The organism is Sphingomonas lenta, from assembly GCF_002288825.1.
Taxonomy (GTDB): Bacteria; Pseudomonadota; Alphaproteobacteria; order Sphingomonadales; family Sphingomonadaceae; genus Sphingomonas; species Sphingomonas lenta.
Genome location: NZ_NSLI01000004.1, coordinates 160,167 through 179,684 on the forward strand (window position 1 = coordinate 160,167; position 19,518 = coordinate 179,684).

Below are 19,518 nucleotides of genomic sequence, written 5' to 3' on the forward strand. Positions count from 1 at the left end.
TGGCGGGTCAATCCGCCGGGTAGAAGAGCAGGCCCGCCAGCGCGGCGAGCTCGCGCATGCCGTCCAGTTCGAGCTTCTTGGTGACGTTGGACAGGTGCACGCGCACCGTGTTCTCCGACATCAGCATGAGCGTGGCGATGTCGCCGTTGGAGCGGCCCCAGCCGAGGAAGCGGACGCAGGTGAGCTCGGTGGGGGTGAGGCGGAGCAGCGCCTCGCGGTGGCGCTTGGGGACGCGCGCCGCCTCCACGATATGCTCGCCCAGGGTGACGGGCGCGGGCGCGCCGGGGAGCGCATCGGCGCGGCGGAGCAGCTCGGCGATGGCGGCGACGCGCTCGTCCTCGCTCAGGAAGGGCGGGGCGGCGTCGGCGGCCGTCACGAGCCCGACAGCCCGCGCAGGATGGCGAGCAGCACCTGCGGGCGGCTCGCCAGGTCGCGCACGATCGCCTCGATGAAGGAGCCCACCAGCAGGAACAGGATCACCGTCGCCGCGAACGACTTGATCGACATGGACAGCACGAAGACGTTGAGCTGCTGGGCGAAGCGGTTGACGAGCCCCAGCCCCGCGTCAATCAGGAAGAGCACGGTCAGCACGGGCGCCGCGAACAGCGTGGCGAGCACCATCAAGCGGCCGAACTCCGCCTCGAACAGCGCCAGGCCGCGCGGGTCGAGGCTCGGCATGGGGGCGGCGACGGGCCAGAGCGCGTAGCTCTCCATGATCACCTGGAGGAGGAGCGACAGCCCGCCCGAGAAGATGAACACCACGCCCGCCAACCGGCCCAGGAACGCGCCGTTGAGCGAGGTCTGGTGGCCGGACAGGGGATCGACGACCTGCGCCATGGTCGCGCCGATCTTGGTGTCGATGATCTGGCCCGCCGACTCGAGCGCCCAGAGCACCGAGCCGAAGAAGAAGCCGATCAGGACGCCGACGAACACCTCCTTGGCAAAGATCGTGCCCCATTGGCCGGGGCCGAGCAGCGCCGTGTCGAGCGGCGGCTGAAGCGCGAGCGAGACGATGCCGAGCGAGACGAAGATGGAGTTGCGCACCAGCGTGGGCACCGTCTCCGTCGAGAAGATGGGCATCATCAGGAACGCCGCCGCGATCCGCGCGGTGGCGACGCCGAGCAGCAGGAGCTGATCCGACCAGCCGTTCACCGCGTCCGGATCAGCGCGGGGAATTCGGAGAAGACGCGGTCGCTGAAGCGGTACAGGGAGGCGGCGAGGAGCGAGGCGGTGACGAACAAGGTCAGCACGATCGCGAAGAACTTGACCGTGTATTGGAGCGTCTGCTCCTGGATCTGGGTCGCCGCCTGGATGATCGCGACGACGAGGCCCGCCACCGACGCCACGATGATGGGCGGCGCGGACAGGATGAGCACGAGCCAGAGCGCGTCGTTGGTGAGGCTGATGAAGTCACCGTTCATGACCGGCCCCGCCCGCTAGACATAACTCAACACCAAGCCGTGGCTGAGCTTCACCCAGCCGTCGACGAGCACGAACAGGAGTAGCTTGAACGGCAAGGATATGGTGGTCGGCGACAGCATCATCATGCCCATGGCGAGCAGGATGTTCGATATGACGAGGTCGATCACCAGAAAGGGCAGAAAGATCAGGAAGCCGATCTGGAAGGCGAGGCTCAGCTCCTTCACGACGAAGGCGGGGATGACGACGATGAGGTCGCGGTCGGTCATCTCGCGCACGCGCTCGGGATTGCCGACACGCTGCGCGGTGCGGAGGAAGAAGGCGCGCTCCTGCGCGTCCGAATGCTTGATGAGGAAGGCGCGGAGCGGCTCCTTGCCCGCGTCAAGCGCGGTCTCCATGGTCGAGGTGGACTGGAGCACGCTGCCCGCCTCCGTCCGGCGCTGCTCGATCGCGGCCTGGATCTCCTGGCCGACGGGGTACATGACGTAGAGGGTGAGGATCAGCGACAGGCCGTTCAGCACGATGTTGGGCGGCACCTGCTGCAGCCCCAGCGCGTTCCGGAGCAGGCTGAAGGTGACGACGATCTTGGTGAAGGACGTCACCATCACCGCGACGAAGGGCGCGAGCGCCAGCGCGACGACGGTGACGAGGGCGGTGCCCGGCGTGAAGGTGGACAGGTCCATCAGTCGCCCGCCTCGCCCGCGAGCGCGGTGACGAGCACGCCGAAGCCCTGGCCCACCGCCACGAGCTCGCCGTGCGCGACCACCCGGTCGCCCGCGCGCACGCGCACCGCGAGCGTGCCGCCCTGCGTCTCGACGGGCAGCACGCTGCCCTGGCCCAGCGTCGCCAGGTCGCCCGCGCTGAGCGTCGCGCCCGCGATCTCGACGGTGGTCGCGACGCGCACCTCCTCCCAGCTGGGGTCGCCGTGGCCCGGCGCGGCCGCGACCGCCTCTTGGGAAGCTACATCCTGCTCCAACACCATCATCCCCTGCTGAAAATCGAAGCGCGCACGCGCGCGGTCCCGGCGGCCCGGCAGCGACACGTACGCCACCAGCGGGCCCGTTCCCAGCACCAAGAGGCCGCCGGGCTCCAACCGTCCCAGAGCGGGAAGCGGGACGGACGGCCCCGGCACCGACGCCGTCCAGCGCAGCCCAAGCGCGGCGCCCGCGCCGGCCGCGAGCGGCGGCGGGGCCAGCGGCGCGACCTCCAGGTCGTCGGGCAGCGCCAGGAGGACGCGGTGCAGGTCCGGCCCGCCGGGGTCGCCTGCGCCGAGGCGCAGCAGCAGCGGCTCGTCGGCGGCACCGTGCAGGCCGACGGGATGGAGCTCGCCGCCCAGCGCCAGCTCGACGGCCGCGGTCAGCGGCTCGATCCGCGCGAGCGCGGCGGCGGCGGCGGCGGCGTCCGGCTCGCCGGCCGGATTGGCGACGCGCGCGACCGCGCCGTCGACCAGCAGCGGCGCGAGCGCGACGGCGGGGCCGCGCGCGCCGAGGCGGAAACGGATCCAAGCGGGCGCGCCTTCGCGGTCGCGTTCCGCGCCCAGGCGCGCGCGGGTCTCCAGCCCGTCCACGAGGCGGCGGTTGAGCGCGGCGATGAGGCTCGTCTGGAGCGCGGCGCGGCGCGCGTCGACGGCGCGGAGCCTGGAGCGGAGCGGCGGGAAGGGCGCGTTCATGCGCGGGCGTCCGTCGTGGCGTCGTCGGCGTCGCCGTCCGGCGCGGGACCCCAGTTGCGCAGCAGGGTCACCGATCCCGCGGAGACGCCGATCAGCATGAGCTCGCCCTCGGCCTCGACGAGGATCAGCCGCTCGCGCTGGCCGACGGGGAGCGCGCGGACGAAGCGGAGCCGGCGCTGCGGCCCGCCGTCGGGCGGCCCGGCGAAGCGGTCCTGCCAGCGCCGAAGGAACTTCAGGCTGAGATAGGCGAGGCCCAGCACGAAGGCGAGCGCGATGAGCGTGCCGAGGAGACCCGAGAAGGCCGCCCCCAGGGTGGAATCCATCAATGCGCCTCCAGCGCGGGCTCGGACAGGTCGGGGGCGGGCTGGCCGTCGCGCACGCGCTGCGCCCAGAGCACGATCTGCGCGATCGCGTCGAACATCTCGCGGGGGATCAGCGCGTCGACCTCGCCGTCTTCGTACAGCTTGCGGGCGACCTGGACGTGGCGGATGATGGGCACGCCCGCCTCCTCCGCCGCTTCGCGCATGGCCTGGGCGAGCGGGCCCTCGCCCTTGGCGGACATGACGGGGACGGGGCGCGCGTCCGCGTCGTAATCGAGCGCGATCGCGATGTGCGTGGGGTTGACCACGAGCACGCTGGCCCCGCGCGCCGCGCCGACCGCATTCTGGCTCGCCCATTCCTCGTGGAGCTGGCGGCGGTTGGACTTGATCAGCGGGTCGCCCTCGTTCTCCTTATGCTCCTGGCGGATGTCGCGCATGCTCATGCGCATCTTCTTGAGGTAGCTGTGCCGCTGCCACGCCATGTCGGCGACCGCGACGAGGAGGAACACGCCGAAGGTCCAGAGCAGCACGGACCGGACCAGGCCGCCGGTGAAGGAGAAGACGGACGCCGCCGCGGCGCGCCCGTCCGTCTCGGCGGTGGGGAGCAGCACCGGCCCCATCTTCTCCAGGATCTCGGCGAGCGAGCCCTTGAGCACGAGCCACACCACGAACACGATCAGCGCCGCCTTGGCCAAGGTCTTGGCGAGCTCGACGAGGTTGTCGACGCTGAACATGCGCTTCAGCCCCTCGACGGGGTTCATCTTCGAGAGCTGCGGCTTCACCTTCTCGAAGGTGAACACGCCGCCCGTCTGGAGAAACTCGGCGAGCACGCCGAACAGGGCGGCGGGGATGAGGGCGACCGCGGTGATCCCGAGCAGCGCGAACAGCGCGCGCCGGCCCATCGCCGCGGCGGACGCGGCAAAGGAGCCGTCGCTCTGGAGCAGGCGGAAGCCGTCCTCGAACAGGCCCATGATGGCGCGGCCGGCGAAGGTCGCGCCGAACAGCAGCACGACCAGCCAGACGAAGAGCACCGCGGTCGCGGTCACGTCGCGCGACTTGGCGACGTCGCCCTTCTTGCGCGCGTCGGCGAGGCGCTTGGGTGTCGGCTTCTCGGTCTTGTCGCCGCCGTCGTTCTTCTCGGCCAAGCTCGTCCCCTAATCGCGAACGGCGTTGGCGCACCACGGGGGCGCACCGACGCCGTGCAGGCTCGGAGCCGGAGCCGGACGGGCCGGCGCCGCCTCGGCGGGACGCCGGAGCGGCTGTAGATGTTGGTCGCAGGACCCTAGTTGCGTACCAAGCGCCCGTATTTACTCAAGTTATCCGGCAGGGGTCAACCCGGACATCGCTTACAAATGTGTCCGGAACCGGCACTGCGGATTGCGAAAAATTTCAGAAAACTGCGATGGAACGATTGCAGAGCGGGGTGAGTTGAACCGCTGGTCCCTGAATTGTCGCTTTAACGGGCGTACAGGGGCCGAGCCGAGAGTCGGATCGCAGGACCCAGCGCGATGCCAACGCCGAAGAACGCATCTCCCGCCGGAGGTGCGCGAGGAGCGGAGTGCGGTCGTCCATGCCTTTGATCGGAAAGCAGTTGATTTCATGGCCGGCGGCGTCGCTCGCCGCGCTCGGCCTGCTGGCCCTGTCGACGCCGGCCGCCGCGCAGACCGCGAATTGCGGGGCGGCGGCGATCGACAAGCGTTTCGCCGAGGCCGCCCGGTTCTGCCGGAGCCCCGTGGGCCGGCAGGCGGCCGCCGTTGCGCCCGCGGCGACCGCCCCCGTCCCTACGACGCCGAGCTGGGCGGAGCGTCCGCAGACGGTGTCGGTGAGCATGCCCGGCTATCGCCGGCGGCTGGAGAAGGCGGCGAACGCGGTGCGCGCCAGCCGGGCCGCGCCGACGGACGCGCTGGTGACCGCGATCGCGCACCGGTACCGCATCAACCCGCACCTGCTCCAGTCCATGATGCGCGCCGAGTCGGCCGGGCGGCCGGGCGCGATCTCGCACAAGGGCGCGCTGGGGCTGATGCAGGTGATGCCGGCCACCGCGCGGGGCCTGGGCGTGCGCGACCCGCGCCGGATGCTGACCGATCCCGTGCTCGCGGTGAGCACGGGCGCAGTTTATCTGAAGCAACTGCAGCGCCAGCTCGGCAACAACGTCCCGCTGGTGGTGGCGGCCTACAACGCCGGGCCGGGCGCGGTGATCAAGGCCGGGCGCAAGGTCCCCCGCTACCGGGAGACGCAGGGCTATGTCCGCAAGGTGATGGGCGACTACAGCCGCGCCATGGCGGGCGGCGGTCCGGCCCGGGCGCGCTGAGACGGCGTACATGAGCATCGAACGCTATCTGGCGTCGAGCACGCCCACGGCCCGCGTCAGCATTTCGGGGCGGGTGGCGGACCTGGTGCTCGTGGTGGGGGTGGTGGCGATCGTCGCGTTGATGATCCTGCCGCTGCCGACCCTGCTGATCGACGCCCTGGTGGGGATCAACATCACCTTCGGCGTGATGCTGCTGCTCACCACCCTCTACATCCGCGGGCCGCTCGACTTCTCCAGCTTCCCGTCCATCCTGCTCGTGTCCACGCTGTTCAGGCTGGCGCTGTCGATCGCGACCACGCGCATGATCCTGGTGGAGGGACACGGCGGCCACATCATCCAGACCTTCGGGTCGATGGTGGCGGGCGGCAACATCGTGGTCGGGCTGGTGGTGTTCCTGATCATCACCATCGTTCAATTCATCGTCATCGCCAAGGGCGCGGAGCGCGTGGCGGAGGTGGCCGCGCGCTTCTCCCTCGACTCGATGCCGGGCAAGCAGCTGTCGATCGACAGCGACCTGCGCTCCGGCCTGATCGACAAGGACGAGGCGCGCCGCCGCCGCCGCGTGCTGGAGCTGGAGTCCAAGCTGCACGGCAGCCTGGACGGCGCCATGAAGTTCGTCAAAGGCGACGCGATCGCGTCCGTGGTGATCGTGATCGTCAACCTGATCGGCGGGCTGGCGATCGGCGTGATGCAGCAGGGCATGGAGCTGGGCGCGGCGACGCAGAAATACTCCATCCTGACGATCGGCGAAGGGCTGGTGGCGCAGATCCCCGCACTCCTGGGCGCGATGGCGGCGGGCCTGATGGTCACGCGGTCCACCGACGAGGAGGACGGCAACCTCGGGGAGGCGATCCACCGCCAGCTGTCCGCCAACCCCCGCGTGCTCCTGTTCGTGGGCGCGATCGCGTTCCTCATGGCGCTGGTGCCGGGCTTTCCCGCGCTGGTGTTCGTGGCGCTCGGCTTCTCGTCGACGCTGGCGGGGGCGGCGCTCCACCCCCGGCTGCAGCCGCACGTGCTGAAGCATGCGGGGCCGCTGCGCCGCGCCGTCGCGCGCGGGCGCGAGCTGCCCCGGCCCGCCACGCTGCTCGCCGAGCCGGCGCAGCCCAAGCCGGTGGTGCCGCTGCTGCTGCAGCTGACCGGCCCGCAGCCGCCGGCCGAGGAGGAGGCGAGGTTCACCGCCGCGCTGACGCAGATGCTGGAGCGCCTCCAGTACCGGAGCGGCGTGCCGCTGCCGCGGCTGGCGATCCACTTCATCGCGCCCGACGCACCGCCCGCCTGGCGGCTGCTCACCTATGAGCTGCCGGTGGGGTCGGGCGAGGGCGCGGAACCGGAGGACGTGGTCGCCGGGGTGGAGGCGCTGATCCGCCGCAACCTACCCCGCTTCCTGGGCGTGCAGGAGGCGGTGACGCTGCTCAACCGCGTGGGCGAGGACTATCCGGAGGTCGTCAAGGAAGCCGTGCGCGCGGTGCCCGCGTCGCGCATCGCCGAGATCCTCCGTCGGCTGGCCGAGGAGGAGGTGCCGCTGCGCAACATGCGCGACGTGCTGGAGGCGCTGACGGAGGCCGCCGCGCAGGAGCGCGAAACGGCGCGCATCGCCGACCTCGCGCGCATCGGCCTGAAGCGCTACCTGCTCGACGCAGTGGCGCGGCAGGGCGCGCTCAAGGCGCTGGTGGTGACGCCGGAGCTGGAGGCGGTGGTGCGCGACGCCACGCGCCTGGTCGACGGCGTGGAGCGGCTGGCGGTGAAGCCGGAGGTCGCGCGCGAGCTGGTGGAGACGATCGCCGCGGCGGCCGCGCAGACGGGCGCGGACGCGGTGGTCACGTCGTTCGAGGCGCGGCGCGCGGTGCGCAAGCTGATCGAGCCCGACCTGTTCGACCTGCCGGTGCTCGCGTTCAACGAGATGTCGCCGACGGTCGGCGTCGACGTGGTGGGGCAGATCGGCCTGCCCCCGGCGATGCTGGGGGACGAACAGCCGGCCTTGGCGGCGGAATGACGGGCGGCAGAGTAACGGGAGGACGAATGAAGCTATCGACGGGGGTATCCGCAGCACTGATCACGGCCGGGCTGGCGCTCGGGGCCGCGGGCGCGCAGACGCCGGCGGCGGGGAACCAGCCCGGCCAAGCGGCCGCGGCGCGTCCCGACCTGTCCATCTCCGCGCGTGAGCAGCCCATCGGCGCGTTCCTGCGCGACCTGTTCGGGCGCGTGGGCCGGCCGGTGGTGCCGAGCCCCAACCTGACGGGCACGGTGAGCGGCGTGTTCCGGGGATCGGTCGAGCGCATCTATGCGGACATCGCCCGGGCGTTCAACTTGGTGAGCTACAACGACGGGGCCGCGCTCTACGTCTACGCGGCGAGCGAGCTCGGCACGCGCAACATCCCCGCCGACGGCGACAACGCCGCGCGCGTCGTCCGCCAGGCGCGCGCGCGGGGACTGCCCGATCGGCGCAACCAGGTGCGCGCGTCGAGCGACGGGCTGGTGGCGACGGGCACGCCGCGCTTCATCGAGCAGATCGCGGCGCTGGCGCGCGACGGCGGCGGCGCGGCGGTCGCGGGCGGCGGGGGCGCGAACTCGCCCGTCTTCTCGGGCCTGCCGGGCGCGGTGGCCGCGGCGCCGCCGCCCGTCCAGCCGCTCGAGTTCCGCGTCTTCTACCTCCGCTACGCGCGCGCGGAGGACACGCTGGTGACCGCGGGCGGGCGGCAGACGGTCGTGCCGGGGCTCGCCACCATTCTCCAGAACCTGGTGCTCGACCAGCGGCCGGGCGGGTCGGCGCTGTCCGTCGGGCCGCAGTTCGGTGCGCGCCCGATCCGGCAGAGCCAGCCGCGGCTGAAGGGCACGGGCCTGGCCGCGATCCCGCCCTCGGGCCAGCAGATCCCGCTGTCGCAGCCGCTGACCACCGCCAATTTCGACACGGACGTGCTGGGCGGCGAGGTGGACGGTTATGGCGGCGGCGGGGCGGGGCTGGCCGCGCCGCTGACGCAGGACATCGTGCGGATCGAGCCGAGCTCGTACCTGAACGCCATCATCGTGCGCGACGTGCCCGAACGCATGGACGCGTACGACTCGCTGATCCGCGCGCTCGACGTGGAGCCGCAGATCGTCGAGGTCGAGGCGACGATCATCGACATCAACGTCGACCGGCTCCGCCGGCTGGGCATCAACTGGCGGCTGGGGTCGGGCGGCTTCGGCTTCCTGTTCGGGAACGGCGACGCCAACAGCGACACGCGGCTGCTGCCGACGCCCGGCTCCAGGCGCGGCAACGTCGACAACATCACGCCGTCGGCGCTGGGCGGCACCATCTCGACGATCATCGGCAGCCAGCGCGAGTTCCTAGGGCGAATCACCGCGCTGGAGGACCGGGGCGCCGCGCGCATCGTGTCGCGGCCGCAGGTGATGACCCTGTCGAACGTCGAGGCGATCTTCGACCGGACGCGCACCTTCTACGTGCGCGTGGCGGGCCGCGCGGAGGTGGACCTGTTCAACGTCACCGCGGGCACGGTGCTGCGCGTCAACCCGCACGTGTTCCGCGACCAGGACCAGACGCGCATCCGCATGGTGGTCAACATCGAGGACGGCAGCATCAGCCCCAATTCGGTCGTGGAGAATATCCCCATCGTCGATCGTTCAAGCGTGGCGACGCAAGCCATGGTTCTGGATGGGGAAAGTCTGTTGCTGGGCGGCATGATCACCGACGCGGACCAGAACGACGAATACCGGGTGCCGCTCCTGGGCGACATCCCGCTCTTGGGCGAGCTGTTCAAGTTCCGCAACAGGGCGCGCGCGCATACCGAGCGATTGTTCCTGATCACGCCGCGGCTGGTGCCGCTGGCGTCCCGCGTCGGGCCGACCACCGTGTCGAGCAGCTCGGAGCGGGTGACCACGCCCATGCAGCCGGTGCAGCCCGTCCAGCCGACCCGGCCGCCGGCGTCGATCCCCGTGCCGCCCGCGCCCAATCCGGGTACGCGCCCGTGACGGAGGCGACCGGTCCCGTGCTGCGCGTGCTCACCGGCCGCCTCGCCGGCACGGAAAAGGCGTTGCCGGCGAACGGGACCGTGTCGATCGGCCACCAGTTCTGGCAGGACGTCGTGATCCGCGATCCCGCCACCAAGGGCGTCGCCGTCGACCTGGCGGTGGACGGCGACGGCGCGGCGCAGATCACGGTGCTGAGCGGCGAGGCGACCATGCTCGGGTCCGAGCTGGAGGCGGGGCGGACGGCGATCCTGCCGCCCTACGTCCCCTTCTCGATCGGCGGCGTGGCGCTCGCCTGGGGCGAGCCGGAGTCGGAGCGCTGGGGCGAGGCGGGCGGGCTGGCGCAGGCGACGCCCGCGCCCGCGCTGCCGCCGCCCGACGCCAAGGACCAGGCGCTGGCCGTGTTGAAGGAGGCCGGGTCGGACGTGCGCGGCGTGTTCCGCGGGCGGCGCGCCTGGGCGCTGGGCGCGGCGGGCGTGCTGATGGTGGGCGCGGCCACTGCGCTGCCCGCGATCGACGCGCTGGGCCTACGCGGCGACGAGGCCACGCGCGTCGACCGGGCGCTCGCGGCCGCCGGCCTGCCCGCGCTCACCGTCGCGCCCGATCCCGCGGGCGGCGTGGTGGTGACGGGCGTGGTCGCGCGCGAGGCGGAGCGCGTGCGCGCGCAGGACGTGCTGCGCGATTCGGGGCTGCCCGGCCAAATCAGCGTCCAGACGAGCGCGGAGCTGGCGCAGTCGGTCGCGGCGCTGGCGCGCACCCAGAACATCCAGGCGCAGGCCAGGCCCATGGGGCGGACGGGCGTGTTCCTGCGCACCACGCCGATGCGGCCCGACCAGCGCGCCCGGTTGGAGCAGGCGGTCCGCACCGACCTGCCGCTGGCGGGCCGGCTGCTGCTGCGCGAGGACCTGGTGTCGGCGGAGGACCTGGCGATCCGCAGCGTCGCCGACCTGACCAAGAAGGTGTCCAGCGTGATCGCGGGCGAGCCGGCCTACATCCAGACGGTGGACGGCGCGCGGTACTTCCCCGGCGCGATCCTGCCGTCGGGCCACCGGCTGCTCGCGATCCAGCCGGACGCGGTGCACCTGGAGAAGAACGGGCGTCAGCTCAGGCTGGCGACGTGAGGGAGCGAGTTCACGAACGAATGCGAGCGAAGAAGGAGTGAAGACCATGAGCAACACGACCATCACGACCAATCTCGCGAATGTCGCGGCCACGCCGCTGACGGGCAACCGCATGGGCCGCAGCGGCGGGCCGGGCACCTGGTTCGAGGCGCTGGCCCAGTCCTGGGGGCAGACGCTCGACAACCAGGCGGCGCGCATCGAGCAGATGTCCGATTCGATCAGCAGCCAGGGCCAGGACAACCCGTCGCAGATCACCAAGCTGACCGCCGAGTCGATGCGCATGAGCTTCATGGCGAACAGCTCGTCCACCTCCATCGACAGCGTCGGCAAGGCGCTGGAGACGATGGCGCGGAAGAACTAAGCGGAGAAGAACCCATGTCGATCGAAGCGATCGCGAGAATGGCGGCGGCGGGCGCCTCCGCCCCCCTGCCGCCCGAGGCCGTCACCTTCCAGCCCAGCCCGACGACGGCGGACGTCACCGGCTTCCAGGGCGCGCTCAACGCCGCGGGCGCGCCCGCGGTGGGCGCGGTGGACGCGCTGGAGCCGGCGGTGAAGGCGATGTTCACGCAGCTGGAGAAGGTGAACGGCGAGGCCAAGAGCGTCGCCGAATACGCCAACGCCGCGCAGGCGAGCGGCGCGGAGATGACGCCGGGCGAGGTGGTGAACCTGACCATGCGGTGCCACGAGTTCATGTTCCACTGCCAGCTGACGTCCAACATCGCCAACCGCACGTCCGACGGCATCCAGCAGCTATTCCGCCAGCAGTCGTGAGGGTGGGGAGCGGACCGTCTTTCCCGCACGCCGCCGCCATGGGCGCGTTCGGTGCGACGCCGGCGCCTCCCCGGCGAAGGCCGGGGTCCAGGCACGGTGCGCTTTCGGGCGGGGGCGCCCGCGCTCGCGGACGGCGCCGTGACTGGGCCCCGGCCTTCGCCGGGGAAGGTTAGATGCGCGAAGGGATGCAGGCGTCGGCTTGCTTGTTTGAGGAATGCGAGGGCGAGGACGTGGTGACGAGGGCGGCAGGAGCGACGAAGCGCCGGCGCAGGCGTGCGGGCCCGGTCCTGGTCGGGCTCGCGCTCCTGCTCGCGGCGTGCGGCCAGGCGGAGCTCTACACCAAGCTCAGCGAGGCGCAGGCCAACGAGATGATCGCGGTGCTGCAGAGCGCCGGCATCTCCGCGACCAAGGAGAATGGCGGCGAGGCGGGCTGGACGCTGGTCACCGACAAGGGAAGCTTCGCGCGCGCGGTGGAGGTGCTGCATTCGCGCGGCTACCCGCGCGAGGAGTTCGCCGACCTGTGCACCGTGTTCAAGAAGGAGGGCTTCGTCTCGTCGCCCACCGAGGAGCGCGCGCGGCTGGTGTGCGGGCTGAGCCAGGAGCTGTCGCGCACCATCTCCGAGATCGACGGGGTGGTGCAAGCGCGCGTGCACCTGGCGCTGCCCCAGGCGCAGCCGCTCGCCGAGACGACGCAGCCGGCGTCCGCGTCCGTGTTCATCAAGTACCGGCCGGGCGCGAACATCGACGCGCAGGTGGGCAAGGTGAAGTCGCTGGTCGTCAACTCGGTCGAGGGGCTGTCGTACGACAAGGTGTCGGTGGAGACCTTCCCCGCGCAGCCGCTGCCGACCGCGGCGGCGGCGGGGCCGGCGGGTGCGCTGAGCGGCGGCCTGCCCGCGCTGTTGGCGGTGGCGCTGTTGGGGCTGCTCGGGCTGTTCGCCTATCCGAGCTTCCGCCGGTGGAACCAGCGGCGCGCGATCGTGCGCCGCGGTACGGGCGCGTGAGCGCCGCGCAGAACCACGCCGCCTTAGGGCACGCCGCACAGAGCCGCGCGACGCTGGCCGCGATCGGGCGCGACGTGCTGGCGGGCGGCGGGGACCCGGGCGAGCGCCGGGCGGCGGCGCTGCTCGACCGGCTGGCGGGACGCGCGCCGCCGGCGGCGACGTTGGGCGACCTCCTGGAGACGCCGGGCTGGATGCGGCGGCCCAGGGCGGAGCAGCGGCGGATCGCGGTCGCGGCGGCGCTCCTGTCCATGGGGCCCGCGCTCGCTACGTCGATCGACGGGGGGTGGCTCCGGCGGCTGGCGGACGCGGCGGGCGAGGAGCTGCTCGACTGGGCGATGGAGCGGGCCGGCGACTTGCCCGCGCTGAGCGGGGCGCTGGGGCCGGACGAGCTGGAGGGGCGCGGCTTCGCGCTCCTGCGCGCGCTCACGCCGCCGTCGCTGCGCCCGCATCTGGGCTGGGCGCCGGGCGGGTCGGGGTCGGACGCCGAGGCAGGCGGGGCCGAAGCGCTGGTCGCGGCGGCGCTGGAGGCCCCGGGGGCGTCATGAGCTTCGTCGTCCTCCACGCCGACCGGTTCGCGACCGCGCTGGCCGACGATCCGGTGGTGCCCGCCGCGCAGGTGGCGCGGTTCCGCGACGCGCTGACGCTGCTGGCGGAGGCGGGCCGCTTGCGCGAGGAAGCGAGCGGGTCGGTCGACGAGGCGCATGCGGCGGGCCGGGCGGAAGGCTATGAGGCGGGCAGGCTGGAGGGCCGCGCTGCGGGCGAGGAGGAGATGGGGGGCGAGCTGCTGCGGCTCGCCCGGCAGGCGGCCGAGGAGGAGCCGCGCCGCCGCGCCGAGATCGCGACGCTGGCGCTGGAGGTGGTGCGCCGCATCGCGGGCGCGGTGGGCGAGGAGGCGATGGTGGCGGGGCTGGCCGAGCGCGCGGTCGCGACCGTATCGCCCGACGTCCAGGCCGTGGTGCGCGTTCCGCCCGCCGCCGCCGCCGCCGTCGCCGCGCGGCTCGGCGACCGGCCGGCCTTGAGCGTGGAGGCGGACGCGACGCTCACCGGGGCCGATTGCGTGATCGAGACGCCGCTCGGCCGCACGCATGCGGGGCTCGAGACGCAGCTGCGGCAGATCGAGCGCATCTGGCGGGAGGTCGCTGATGGCGGGTGAGGCGACCGTCGAGCGGTTGCTGGCGGGGCTGCAGCGCTCGGCCACCGTCGAGCGGCGGGGCAGGCTGGTCGAGGTGCTGGGCACCACGCTCAAGGTGACGGGCATCGCCGCGCGCATCGGCGACGCGTGCGAGGTGGTGGAGCCCGCGACCGGCCAGGTCGTGCCGGTAGAGGTGGTGGGCATCGCGGGCAACGCCACCATCCTGACGCCGCTGGCCGACGTGCGCGGCCTGTCGGTCGACGCGGAGGTGATCGTGCGCGGCGGCGAGGCGCAGGTGCCGTACGGCGACGCGCTGCTGGGCCGCGTGCTCGACGGGCGGGGACGGCCGATCGACGGGCTGGGCGAGCTGCCCGCGGGGCTGAAGCGGCGGCCGCTCCACGCGCCCGCGCCCGGCCCCATGGAGCGCGCGCTGATCGACGCGCCGATGGCGACGGGCGTGCGCGCGATCGACGCGCTCCTGACGCTGGGCGAAGGGCAGCGCGTGGGCGTGTTCGCGGCGGCGGGCGGCGGCAAGTCGACGCTGCTGGGCATGCTGGCGCGCTTCGCCCAGGCTGACGTGATCGTGATCGCGCTGATCGGCGAGCGCGGGCGCGAAGTGCGCGAGTTCATCGAGGACGCGCTGGGCCCCGACGGGCTCAAGCGATCGGTGATCGTGTGCGCCACGTCCGACCGCGCGGCGATGGAGCGCGTGCGCGCCGCGCACCACGCCACCGCGGTGGCCGAGGGTTTCCGGAGCGAGGGCAGGCGCGTGCTCCTGCTGATGGACTCGGTCACCCGCTTCGCGCGCGCGCTGCGCGAGATCGGGCTGGCGGCGGGCGAGCCCGCGGTCCGGCGCGGCTTCCCCCCGTCGGTCTTCGCCGAGCTGCCGCGCCTGTTCGAGCGCGCGGGCAATGACGGGACGGGGTCGATCACGGGCGTCTACACCGTGCTGCTCGAGGACGAGGAGGGCGGCGACCCGGTCGGCGAGGAGGTGCGCTCGATCCTGGACGGGCATGTGGTGCTGTCGCGCAAGCTGGGCGCGGCGGGGCACTATCCCGCGATCGACGTGCTGGGCAGCCTGTCGCGGCTGTTCCCGCGGCTCGCCGACCCGGCGCACGCCAAGGCGGCGATGCGGGTGCGCGCGCTGCTCGCCAAGCACCAGGAGATCGAGTTCCTGGTGCAGGTGGGCGAGTACCGGCCGGGATCCGACCCGCTGGCCGACCGGGCGATCGCCGCCAAGCCGGAGATCGACGCGCTGCTGCGGCAGGACGCGCTTCAGCCCGAGGCGTTCCAGTCGTCGCTGATGCTGCTGCGCGGGGTGGCGGGATGAGCGCGGCCGACGGGCGCGCGCAGGCCCGCATGCTGGTGCGGCTGCGCCACGTGCGCATGGAGGCGGCGGCGCGCGCGCTAGAGGAGGCGCGCGCCGCCGCCGCGCGCGCCGAGGCCGAGCGCGCGCGCGCCGACGCGGCCGCGGCCGCGGCCGACGAGCGGCACCGGGCGGCGTGCGAGGACTTGACGCTCGATCCGGGCGAGGCGGAGCGGCTGCTCGCGGTGGCGGACCATCAGCGCTTCCGCCAATCGGTCGCGCGATCGGCGCTGGGCGACGCGCGGGAGCGCGAGCGGCAGTGTGGCGAGGCGGAGCGCGAGCGGCGGCGCCTGATGATCCTGGCGCGCGCGCGGCACGACCGCATCGCGGAGCACGCGGACGCGCTGGCGCGCCGCTGGGCCCGGCGGGACGAGGAGCGGACCGCGTGGGAGATCGACGAAGCGAGGAGGCCGAGATGACGGAGGTGAGCCGAGCCGCGCCGCCGCGCGCGACGCCCGTGCGGGCTGCGGTGCCCGCGAGGGGGGAGCCCGCGCCCGACGACGTCCGCGCGATGCGCGACGCGCTGGCGGGCGCGCGTGGGCGCATGCCGCCGGCCGAGCAGGCGGTCGGGCGCGAGGGCAAGGCGGGCGTTCCCCTGAAGGGTAAGCCGGTCGCCAATAAGGCGGCGGCGGGCGCGCCCGAGCGGGCCGCGACCGACGAGCGGCCGATCGCGGTCCCCGAGCGCCGTCAGGAGCGGCGCGACCAGTTCGAGGGTTTCGCGCTGCCCGGCCAAGCGAACGCGCCCGCGCCGCTGCCCATGCCCGTCATGCCCTCGCCGCAGGCGCATCCGGGGGCGTTCGCGCAGATGCTGGCGGACCTGTGGACGCGCGAGAACGGCAAGGGGTCGAAGGAGGTCACCGTGCGCTTCGGCGAGCGTGCCTGGCCCGCGACGGGCGCGCGGCTGGTGCGCGACGCGGCGGGCGTGCTGGACGTCACGCTGTTCGTCGGCGGCCGAGGCGACGGGCTGGGCGACCTGTCGGACCTCGAGGCCGCGCTGGCGGAGGCGGGCGTGACGCTGGGCGCGCTGGAGGTGGAGGCGGCCTAGCGGCTCACTGCGTCCGCGCGCCGCTCTCGCGCCGGGCGTTCTCCGCCATGACGGCGAGCACGCCTTCGGGCACGGGCGGGGCCTTGGCGTGGGCGGGCGGCCAGCGGCCGTCGAGTGCTAAGCGGCGGATCTCGGCGGGGCTGGGATGGGGCGTGGGCCAGCCGAGCTTGGGGAGCCGCGCGGCGAGCCGCTTCTGCGCCGCCTCGTCGTCGGGATCGTCGCGCATCATCGGCATGGTGACGGCATAGGCGAGATTGCCGCCCGTCACGTCGATCGCCCAAGGATCGGCGCCGCGGTCGAGCAGCAGCTCGGCGATCTCGAAGCGGTCCGCGTCGAGCGCGTTCCCGAGCGGGCTGTTGCCGAGCCTGTCGCGGAACTTGGGATCGAGCCCGAAATCGAGCAGCATGCGGACGCCGCCCATCGATCCCAGCGCGGTCGCGATGTCGACGGGCCCGAGCGGCGACTCGGGCGGCATGGGCTTCGCGCCCGCCTTGAGCAGCGCCAAGGCGAAGTCGGGCTGCTTGGCCATCAGCGCCAGTTGCAGCGTCCCGCCGTCGCCCGTGACGTCGAGCGGCGCGCCGCGGCGGATCAGCAGGTCGACCGCGCGCGGCTCGCAGGTCGCGAGCGCCACGGTCAGCATGCTGTGCCGCTCGCCGACGCGGACGGTGGCGAGCGCGGGATCGGCGGCGAGCAGGCGCTCGGCGCGGGGGAGGTCGCGATCGTACAGCGCCTCGGCCAGGTCGCGCGCCGATTGGCCGAGCTTGGGATCGGTCAGCGTGGCGTCGCGCTTGGGCAGCACGGCTTCGGGTACGAAGCAGCTCGCCTGCGCGTCGTTCTGGCAGGCCGCCGTCACGAGCAGCGCGGCGGCGAGGAGGAAACGGGCGGACACATAAGCGACCATCGCCCTGTCTCAGCCGGGGGTCAACGGATCAACGTCCCGCCCGGGCCGCGGTGCCCGCCAGCACCCAGTCCATGCCGTGCCGGTCGATCGGGTTGCGCGCCTCGAACCAGTTCTTGCCCTCCGGCCGGACGAGCGGCAGGTCATGCTGCGTCCCGTACGCCTCCGGCAGGTCGGCCAGCACCGCGCCGGGGATCCCGCCCAGCAGTCCGCCCGCGACGCGGTCGCCGCCCTCCTGCGCCGCCGTCAGGACCTCGCCGGGGACGCGGTGGTTGTGGACCGCGCCGTGGCGCACCCCCGCGGCGTCGGCGATGGCCCTGGCGCGGCCGATCGTCGCCTCGCTCAGGCCCGCGGCGTTGAACGTGTCGGCGTGCCGGCCCGACGCGAGCGCGGCGGTGGCGGCGAGGCCGCCGCCGAGCGAGTGGCCGGCGAACTCGACGGCCGCGCCGCTTCGGGCGATGCGCTCGCCGATCCGCAGCGCGTTGTAGTAGTGTACCGAGTCGCGGCCGAGGAACTGCTGACCGTTCGCCTTCCAATCGCCCCACTCCTGCGAGCCCCGGAACGCGATCGTGTAGCGTTCCTGGCCGGGGGCGCCGGTGACGTACACGCGGGCTCGGTAGTTCGCGCTCGGCACGTCCAGCATGCCGGGCGTGACGCCCAGCCGGTCCAGCTCCGCGGGCGTCGCCACGCGCGTCCCGGCGGGCGGGGCGGGGACATGGTTGTAGACGTCGGCGGCGAGCAGCGCGTTGCGGTGCGTCTCGGCCGCCGACCGCCCGCCGCCGGGCGCCGGGGCGGCTGGCGCGGCGGCGAGCGCGACGGTCGGGGCGGAGGCCGCGCCGACGTTCCAGTCCGCGCGGTACGCTTGGGCCGCATCCATCCGCGGCGGCTGTGCGGCCGTCGACGAGGTCCCGGGGGAAATAAACGACCGGTCGACGGCGTTCAGCATGGATGCGGCCCTTCCTTGCGGACGGGCCTAAGCTGCACCGGACGCGAGAGGCGCGCCATACTCGTTTCGATTAGGGCGTGGCGGAGATGGCGGGTGAGATCGAGCGCACGCACGGGCGAGTTCGGCAGCTGGTGATGACCCTGAAGCAGGTAGACGCTACGCTTCGGATCGTGGCTCTCGACATCGTATGGAAGCGGTTGAGCCCAAGGTGTTCCGTCAGTCCACTAACTGACCCGATCGAGGTGACGTGAAGCGAGTGGTGCTGCTTATCCTGGGCACGGCGCATGCGGACACGTCCTTACGACCGTTCACAAGGATTACGGTTGCGGCGAGGAGATCAGCATAGGACGCGCTGAAGCGCAGCGATGTCACATACGCGCAGCTCGCCGGCAAGCTCGCCGACATAGGCGTGATGGACTCGGAGCCGAACATCAGGAACAAGCTGGCACGGGGTAGATTTACAACGGTGTTCCTGATCCAATGCCTAGGGGCGATCGAAGGCTCAACGTTCCGGCTATCTTCGGACTAATAGCAATTTCGGCGGGGCTTGGGTCATTGGCAACGGCATCGTTCTCAGGGCCGAACAAGCCAGAGCGTTACCCCCGCTACATCGAAATTGCCGAACAAGAACAGAAAGCTCCGCCTGCGGAGGCCGGCCCAAAAACTGTCCAGCGCCGCGAGAAACGCGAGCCATGCCGCGACCAGCGGTCCCGTGATGACTCCGATCTTTGCGCCCAATGGCGCGCGGTGGAGGCTTCCCGCAATGCGGCTGATTGGGCATTCTGGCAACTTATACTCAGCGGCTTTGGCGTAATCGGCCTTATCCTTTCGCTTGATTTTAACCGAAGGGCGCTTGCCGCCGCGCGCGAAGCAAACAAGATTTCCCGCGTTAGCATGGAAGCCGAAAATAGAGCATGGATTCAAATCTGCGGCGTCAGCGACGCCACTTTCTCCCAGCAATGGCGGCCAAACCTACAAATCTGGTCTGTATCAGGCCAGTGTAGATTCAAAAACGTCGGGCAGACTGTCGCGCGCCAGATTCGGATCGATCATGAGTTTGGCTTCTTTACCCGTCACATCCTGCCCGGAGGCGGCATGGATATACGGCCTATTGGCCGCCTTCACACCGATGCTGCCCCGATAATCGGGTATCTGTTTCCTGACACTGATCGAACTTGCTATGTTACAGAAAGCCTCAATGACGGTTTCAAACGAGCGACGAGAATACTCAATCAAGAGGAGCAAGTTGCTGATGTGGTGCTCTACCTGTTCGTTCGTATCTACTATCGGACGATCTACGAGGATGACGAGTCGCCTGAGCGTGTAACTGAGTCGATTTACAGGATCGATAATCCTAAAAATCCGGTGATAACCGGTTCCGAGATTGAGAATGCTGTGGGCCTGATCCCGGTCGAAGCAGGAGCCCGGATTACCTGAAATTCCGATACTCGACGCATTAGATAATAAGGCACCCGTCACCGCAAGGATGGGTAACCAATTACGTGTCGGCGCAGCTGCCATATAGAATCGTGTCGAAGGCTAAATGCAATCGT

Annotated in this window: 23 protein-coding genes; 14 read left to right on the top strand and 9 right to left on the bottom strand. The window is 71.9% G+C overall.

What is annotated here, in order from left to right; translation table 11 throughout:
- Nucleotides 1–7: 7 nt before the first annotated feature.
- The 7 genes from CKY28_RS12970 to CKY28_RS13000 are packed head-to-tail and all read right to left on the bottom strand — an operon-like array spanning nt 8 to nt 4,553.
- Nucleotides 8–376, bottom strand: a complete 369-nt coding sequence (locus tag CKY28_RS12970; protein WP_245841837.1) for a LuxR C-terminal-related transcriptional regulator — start codon at nt 374–376, stop codon at nt 8–10.
- Nucleotides 373–1,152: a type III secretion system export apparatus subunit SctT gene (gene sctT, locus CKY28_RS12975; protein WP_095998800.1), complete on the bottom strand. Its 780-nt coding sequence runs from the start codon at nt 1,150–1,152 to the stop codon at nt 373–375. The genes CKY28_RS12970 and sctT overlap by 4 nt, the downstream gene beginning before the upstream one ends.
- Nucleotides 1,149–1,421, bottom strand: a complete 273-nt coding sequence (gene sctS, locus CKY28_RS12980; RefSeq protein ID WP_095998801.1) for a type III secretion system export apparatus subunit SctS — start codon at nt 1,419–1,421, stop codon at nt 1,149–1,151. Before sctS ends, sctT begins: the two co-directional genes overlap by 4 nt.
- A gap of 15 nt (nt 1,422–1,436) precedes the next feature.
- Nucleotides 1,437–2,102, bottom strand: a complete 666-nt coding sequence (gene sctR, locus CKY28_RS12985; protein WP_095998802.1) for a type III secretion system export apparatus subunit SctR — start codon at nt 2,100–2,102, stop codon at nt 1,437–1,439.
- The gene (locus tag CKY28_RS12990) at nt 2,102–3,088 is read right to left on the bottom strand and encodes a FliM/FliN family flagellar motor switch protein (protein ID WP_095998803.1); all 987 of its coding nucleotides are present in this window, start codon (nt 3,086–3,088) and stop codon (nt 2,102–2,104) included. The genes sctR and CKY28_RS12990 overlap by 1 nt, the downstream gene beginning before the upstream one ends.
- Nucleotides 3,085–3,411, bottom strand: a complete 327-nt coding sequence (locus CKY28_RS12995) for a FliO/MopB family protein (RefSeq protein WP_095998804.1) — start codon at nt 3,409–3,411, stop codon at nt 3,085–3,087. Before CKY28_RS12995 ends, CKY28_RS12990 begins: the two co-directional genes overlap by 4 nt.
- Nucleotides 3,411–4,553, bottom strand: coding sequence for an EscU/YscU/HrcU family type III secretion system export apparatus switch protein (locus tag CKY28_RS13000; protein ID WP_095998805.1), 1,143 nt, complete (start codon nt 4,551–4,553; stop codon nt 3,411–3,413). The genes CKY28_RS12995 and CKY28_RS13000 overlap by 1 nt, the downstream gene beginning before the upstream one ends.
- 425 nt (nt 4,554–4,978) lie before the next feature.
- On the opposite strand from CKY28_RS13000, the gene CKY28_RS13005 reads away from it, so the two are divergent.
- The 12 genes from CKY28_RS13005 (at nt 4,979) to CKY28_RS13060 (ending at nt 16,121) form a co-directional block, all read left to right on the top strand.
- A complete protein-coding gene (locus CKY28_RS13005; protein WP_141243936.1) occupies nt 4,979–5,719 on the top strand; it encodes a lytic transglycosylase domain-containing protein in 741 nt (246 codons plus the stop codon).
- Nucleotides 5,720–5,729: 10 nt separating this feature from the next.
- Nucleotides 5,730–7,712: a flagellar biosynthesis protein FlhA gene (locus tag CKY28_RS13010; RefSeq protein ID WP_095998807.1), complete on the top strand. Its 1,983-nt coding sequence runs from the start codon at nt 5,730–5,732 to the stop codon at nt 7,710–7,712.
- Nucleotides 7,713–7,738: 26 nt separating this feature from the next.
- Nucleotides 7,739–9,688, top strand: coding sequence for a type III secretion system outer membrane ring subunit SctC (gene sctC, locus CKY28_RS13015; protein WP_176473091.1), 1,950 nt, complete (start codon nt 7,739–7,741; stop codon nt 9,686–9,688).
- A complete protein-coding gene (locus tag CKY28_RS13020; protein ID WP_095998809.1) occupies nt 9,685–10,806 on the top strand; it encodes a SctD/MshK family protein in 1,122 nt (373 codons plus the stop codon). The genes sctC and CKY28_RS13020 overlap by 4 nt, the downstream gene beginning before the upstream one ends.
- Before the next feature lie 46 nt (nt 10,807–10,852).
- Nucleotides 10,853–11,167, top strand: coding sequence for a hypothetical protein (locus CKY28_RS13025; RefSeq protein ID WP_095999216.1), 315 nt, complete (start codon nt 10,853–10,855; stop codon nt 11,165–11,167).
- Between the two features lie 14 nt (nt 11,168–11,181).
- A complete protein-coding gene (locus CKY28_RS18765; protein WP_176473092.1) occupies nt 11,182–11,577 on the top strand; it encodes a hypothetical protein in 396 nt (131 codons plus the stop codon).
- Nucleotides 11,578–11,750: 173 nt separating this feature from the next.
- A complete protein-coding gene (gene sctJ, locus CKY28_RS13035) occupies nt 11,751–12,578 on the top strand; it encodes a type III secretion system inner membrane ring lipoprotein SctJ (protein ID WP_217989589.1) in 828 nt (275 codons plus the stop codon).
- Nucleotides 12,575–13,123 carry a hypothetical protein gene (locus CKY28_RS13040; protein ID WP_141243937.1) on the top strand — a complete coding sequence of 183 codons (549 nt, stop codon included), beginning with the start codon at nt 12,575–12,577 and terminating at the stop codon, nt 13,121–13,123. Before sctJ ends, CKY28_RS13040 begins: the two co-directional genes overlap by 4 nt.
- Nucleotides 13,120–13,731: a FliH/SctL family protein gene (locus CKY28_RS13045; protein ID WP_095998812.1), complete on the top strand. Its 612-nt coding sequence runs from the start codon at nt 13,120–13,122 to the stop codon at nt 13,729–13,731. Before CKY28_RS13040 ends, CKY28_RS13045 begins: the two co-directional genes overlap by 4 nt.
- Nucleotides 13,721–15,040 (top strand): FliI/YscN family ATPase, encoded by a 1,320-nt coding sequence (locus CKY28_RS13050; RefSeq protein WP_095998813.1) that lies wholly within the window; start codon nt 13,721–13,723, stop codon nt 15,038–15,040. Before CKY28_RS13045 ends, CKY28_RS13050 begins: the two co-directional genes overlap by 11 nt.
- Entirely contained in the window at nt 15,037–15,495 is a 459-nt protein-coding gene (locus tag CKY28_RS13055) for a hypothetical protein (protein ID WP_095998814.1), read from the top strand. Before CKY28_RS13050 ends, CKY28_RS13055 begins: the two co-directional genes overlap by 4 nt.
- Nucleotides 15,462–16,121 (top strand): hypothetical protein, encoded by a 660-nt coding sequence (locus CKY28_RS13060; RefSeq protein WP_141243938.1) that lies wholly within the window; start codon nt 15,462–15,464, stop codon nt 16,119–16,121. Before CKY28_RS13055 ends, CKY28_RS13060 begins: the two co-directional genes overlap by 34 nt.
- A gap of 4 nt (nt 16,122–16,125) precedes the next feature.
- Here CKY28_RS13060 and CKY28_RS13065 read toward each other — a convergent pair whose 3' ends face one another.
- Both CKY28_RS13065 and CKY28_RS13070 read right to left on the bottom strand, forming a co-directional pair.
- Nucleotides 16,126–17,010 carry an ankyrin repeat domain-containing protein gene (locus CKY28_RS13065; protein ID WP_141243939.1) on the bottom strand — a complete coding sequence of 295 codons (885 nt, stop codon included), beginning with the start codon at nt 17,008–17,010 and terminating at the stop codon, nt 16,126–16,128.
- Between the two features lie 40 nt (nt 17,011–17,050).
- Nucleotides 17,051–17,896: a Tle-like phospholipase domain-containing protein gene (locus CKY28_RS13070; RefSeq protein ID WP_141243940.1), complete on the bottom strand. Its 846-nt coding sequence runs from the start codon at nt 17,894–17,896 to the stop codon at nt 17,051–17,053.
- 421 nt (nt 17,897–18,317) lie between these two features.
- Between CKY28_RS13070 and CKY28_RS19370 the strand changes: the two genes are divergently transcribed.
- On the top strand, nt 18,318–18,494 hold the full coding sequence (locus tag CKY28_RS19370; RefSeq protein WP_425442533.1) for a DUF6471 domain-containing protein: 177 nt from the start codon (nt 18,318–18,320) through the stop codon (nt 18,492–18,494).
- 26 nt (nt 18,495–18,520) lie between these two features.
- The gene (locus tag CKY28_RS18330) at nt 18,521–19,402 is read left to right on the top strand and encodes a hypothetical protein (RefSeq protein WP_141243941.1); all 882 of its coding nucleotides are present in this window, start codon (nt 18,521–18,523) and stop codon (nt 19,400–19,402) included.
- The last annotated feature ends 116 nt before the right edge of the window (nt 19,403–19,518 follow it).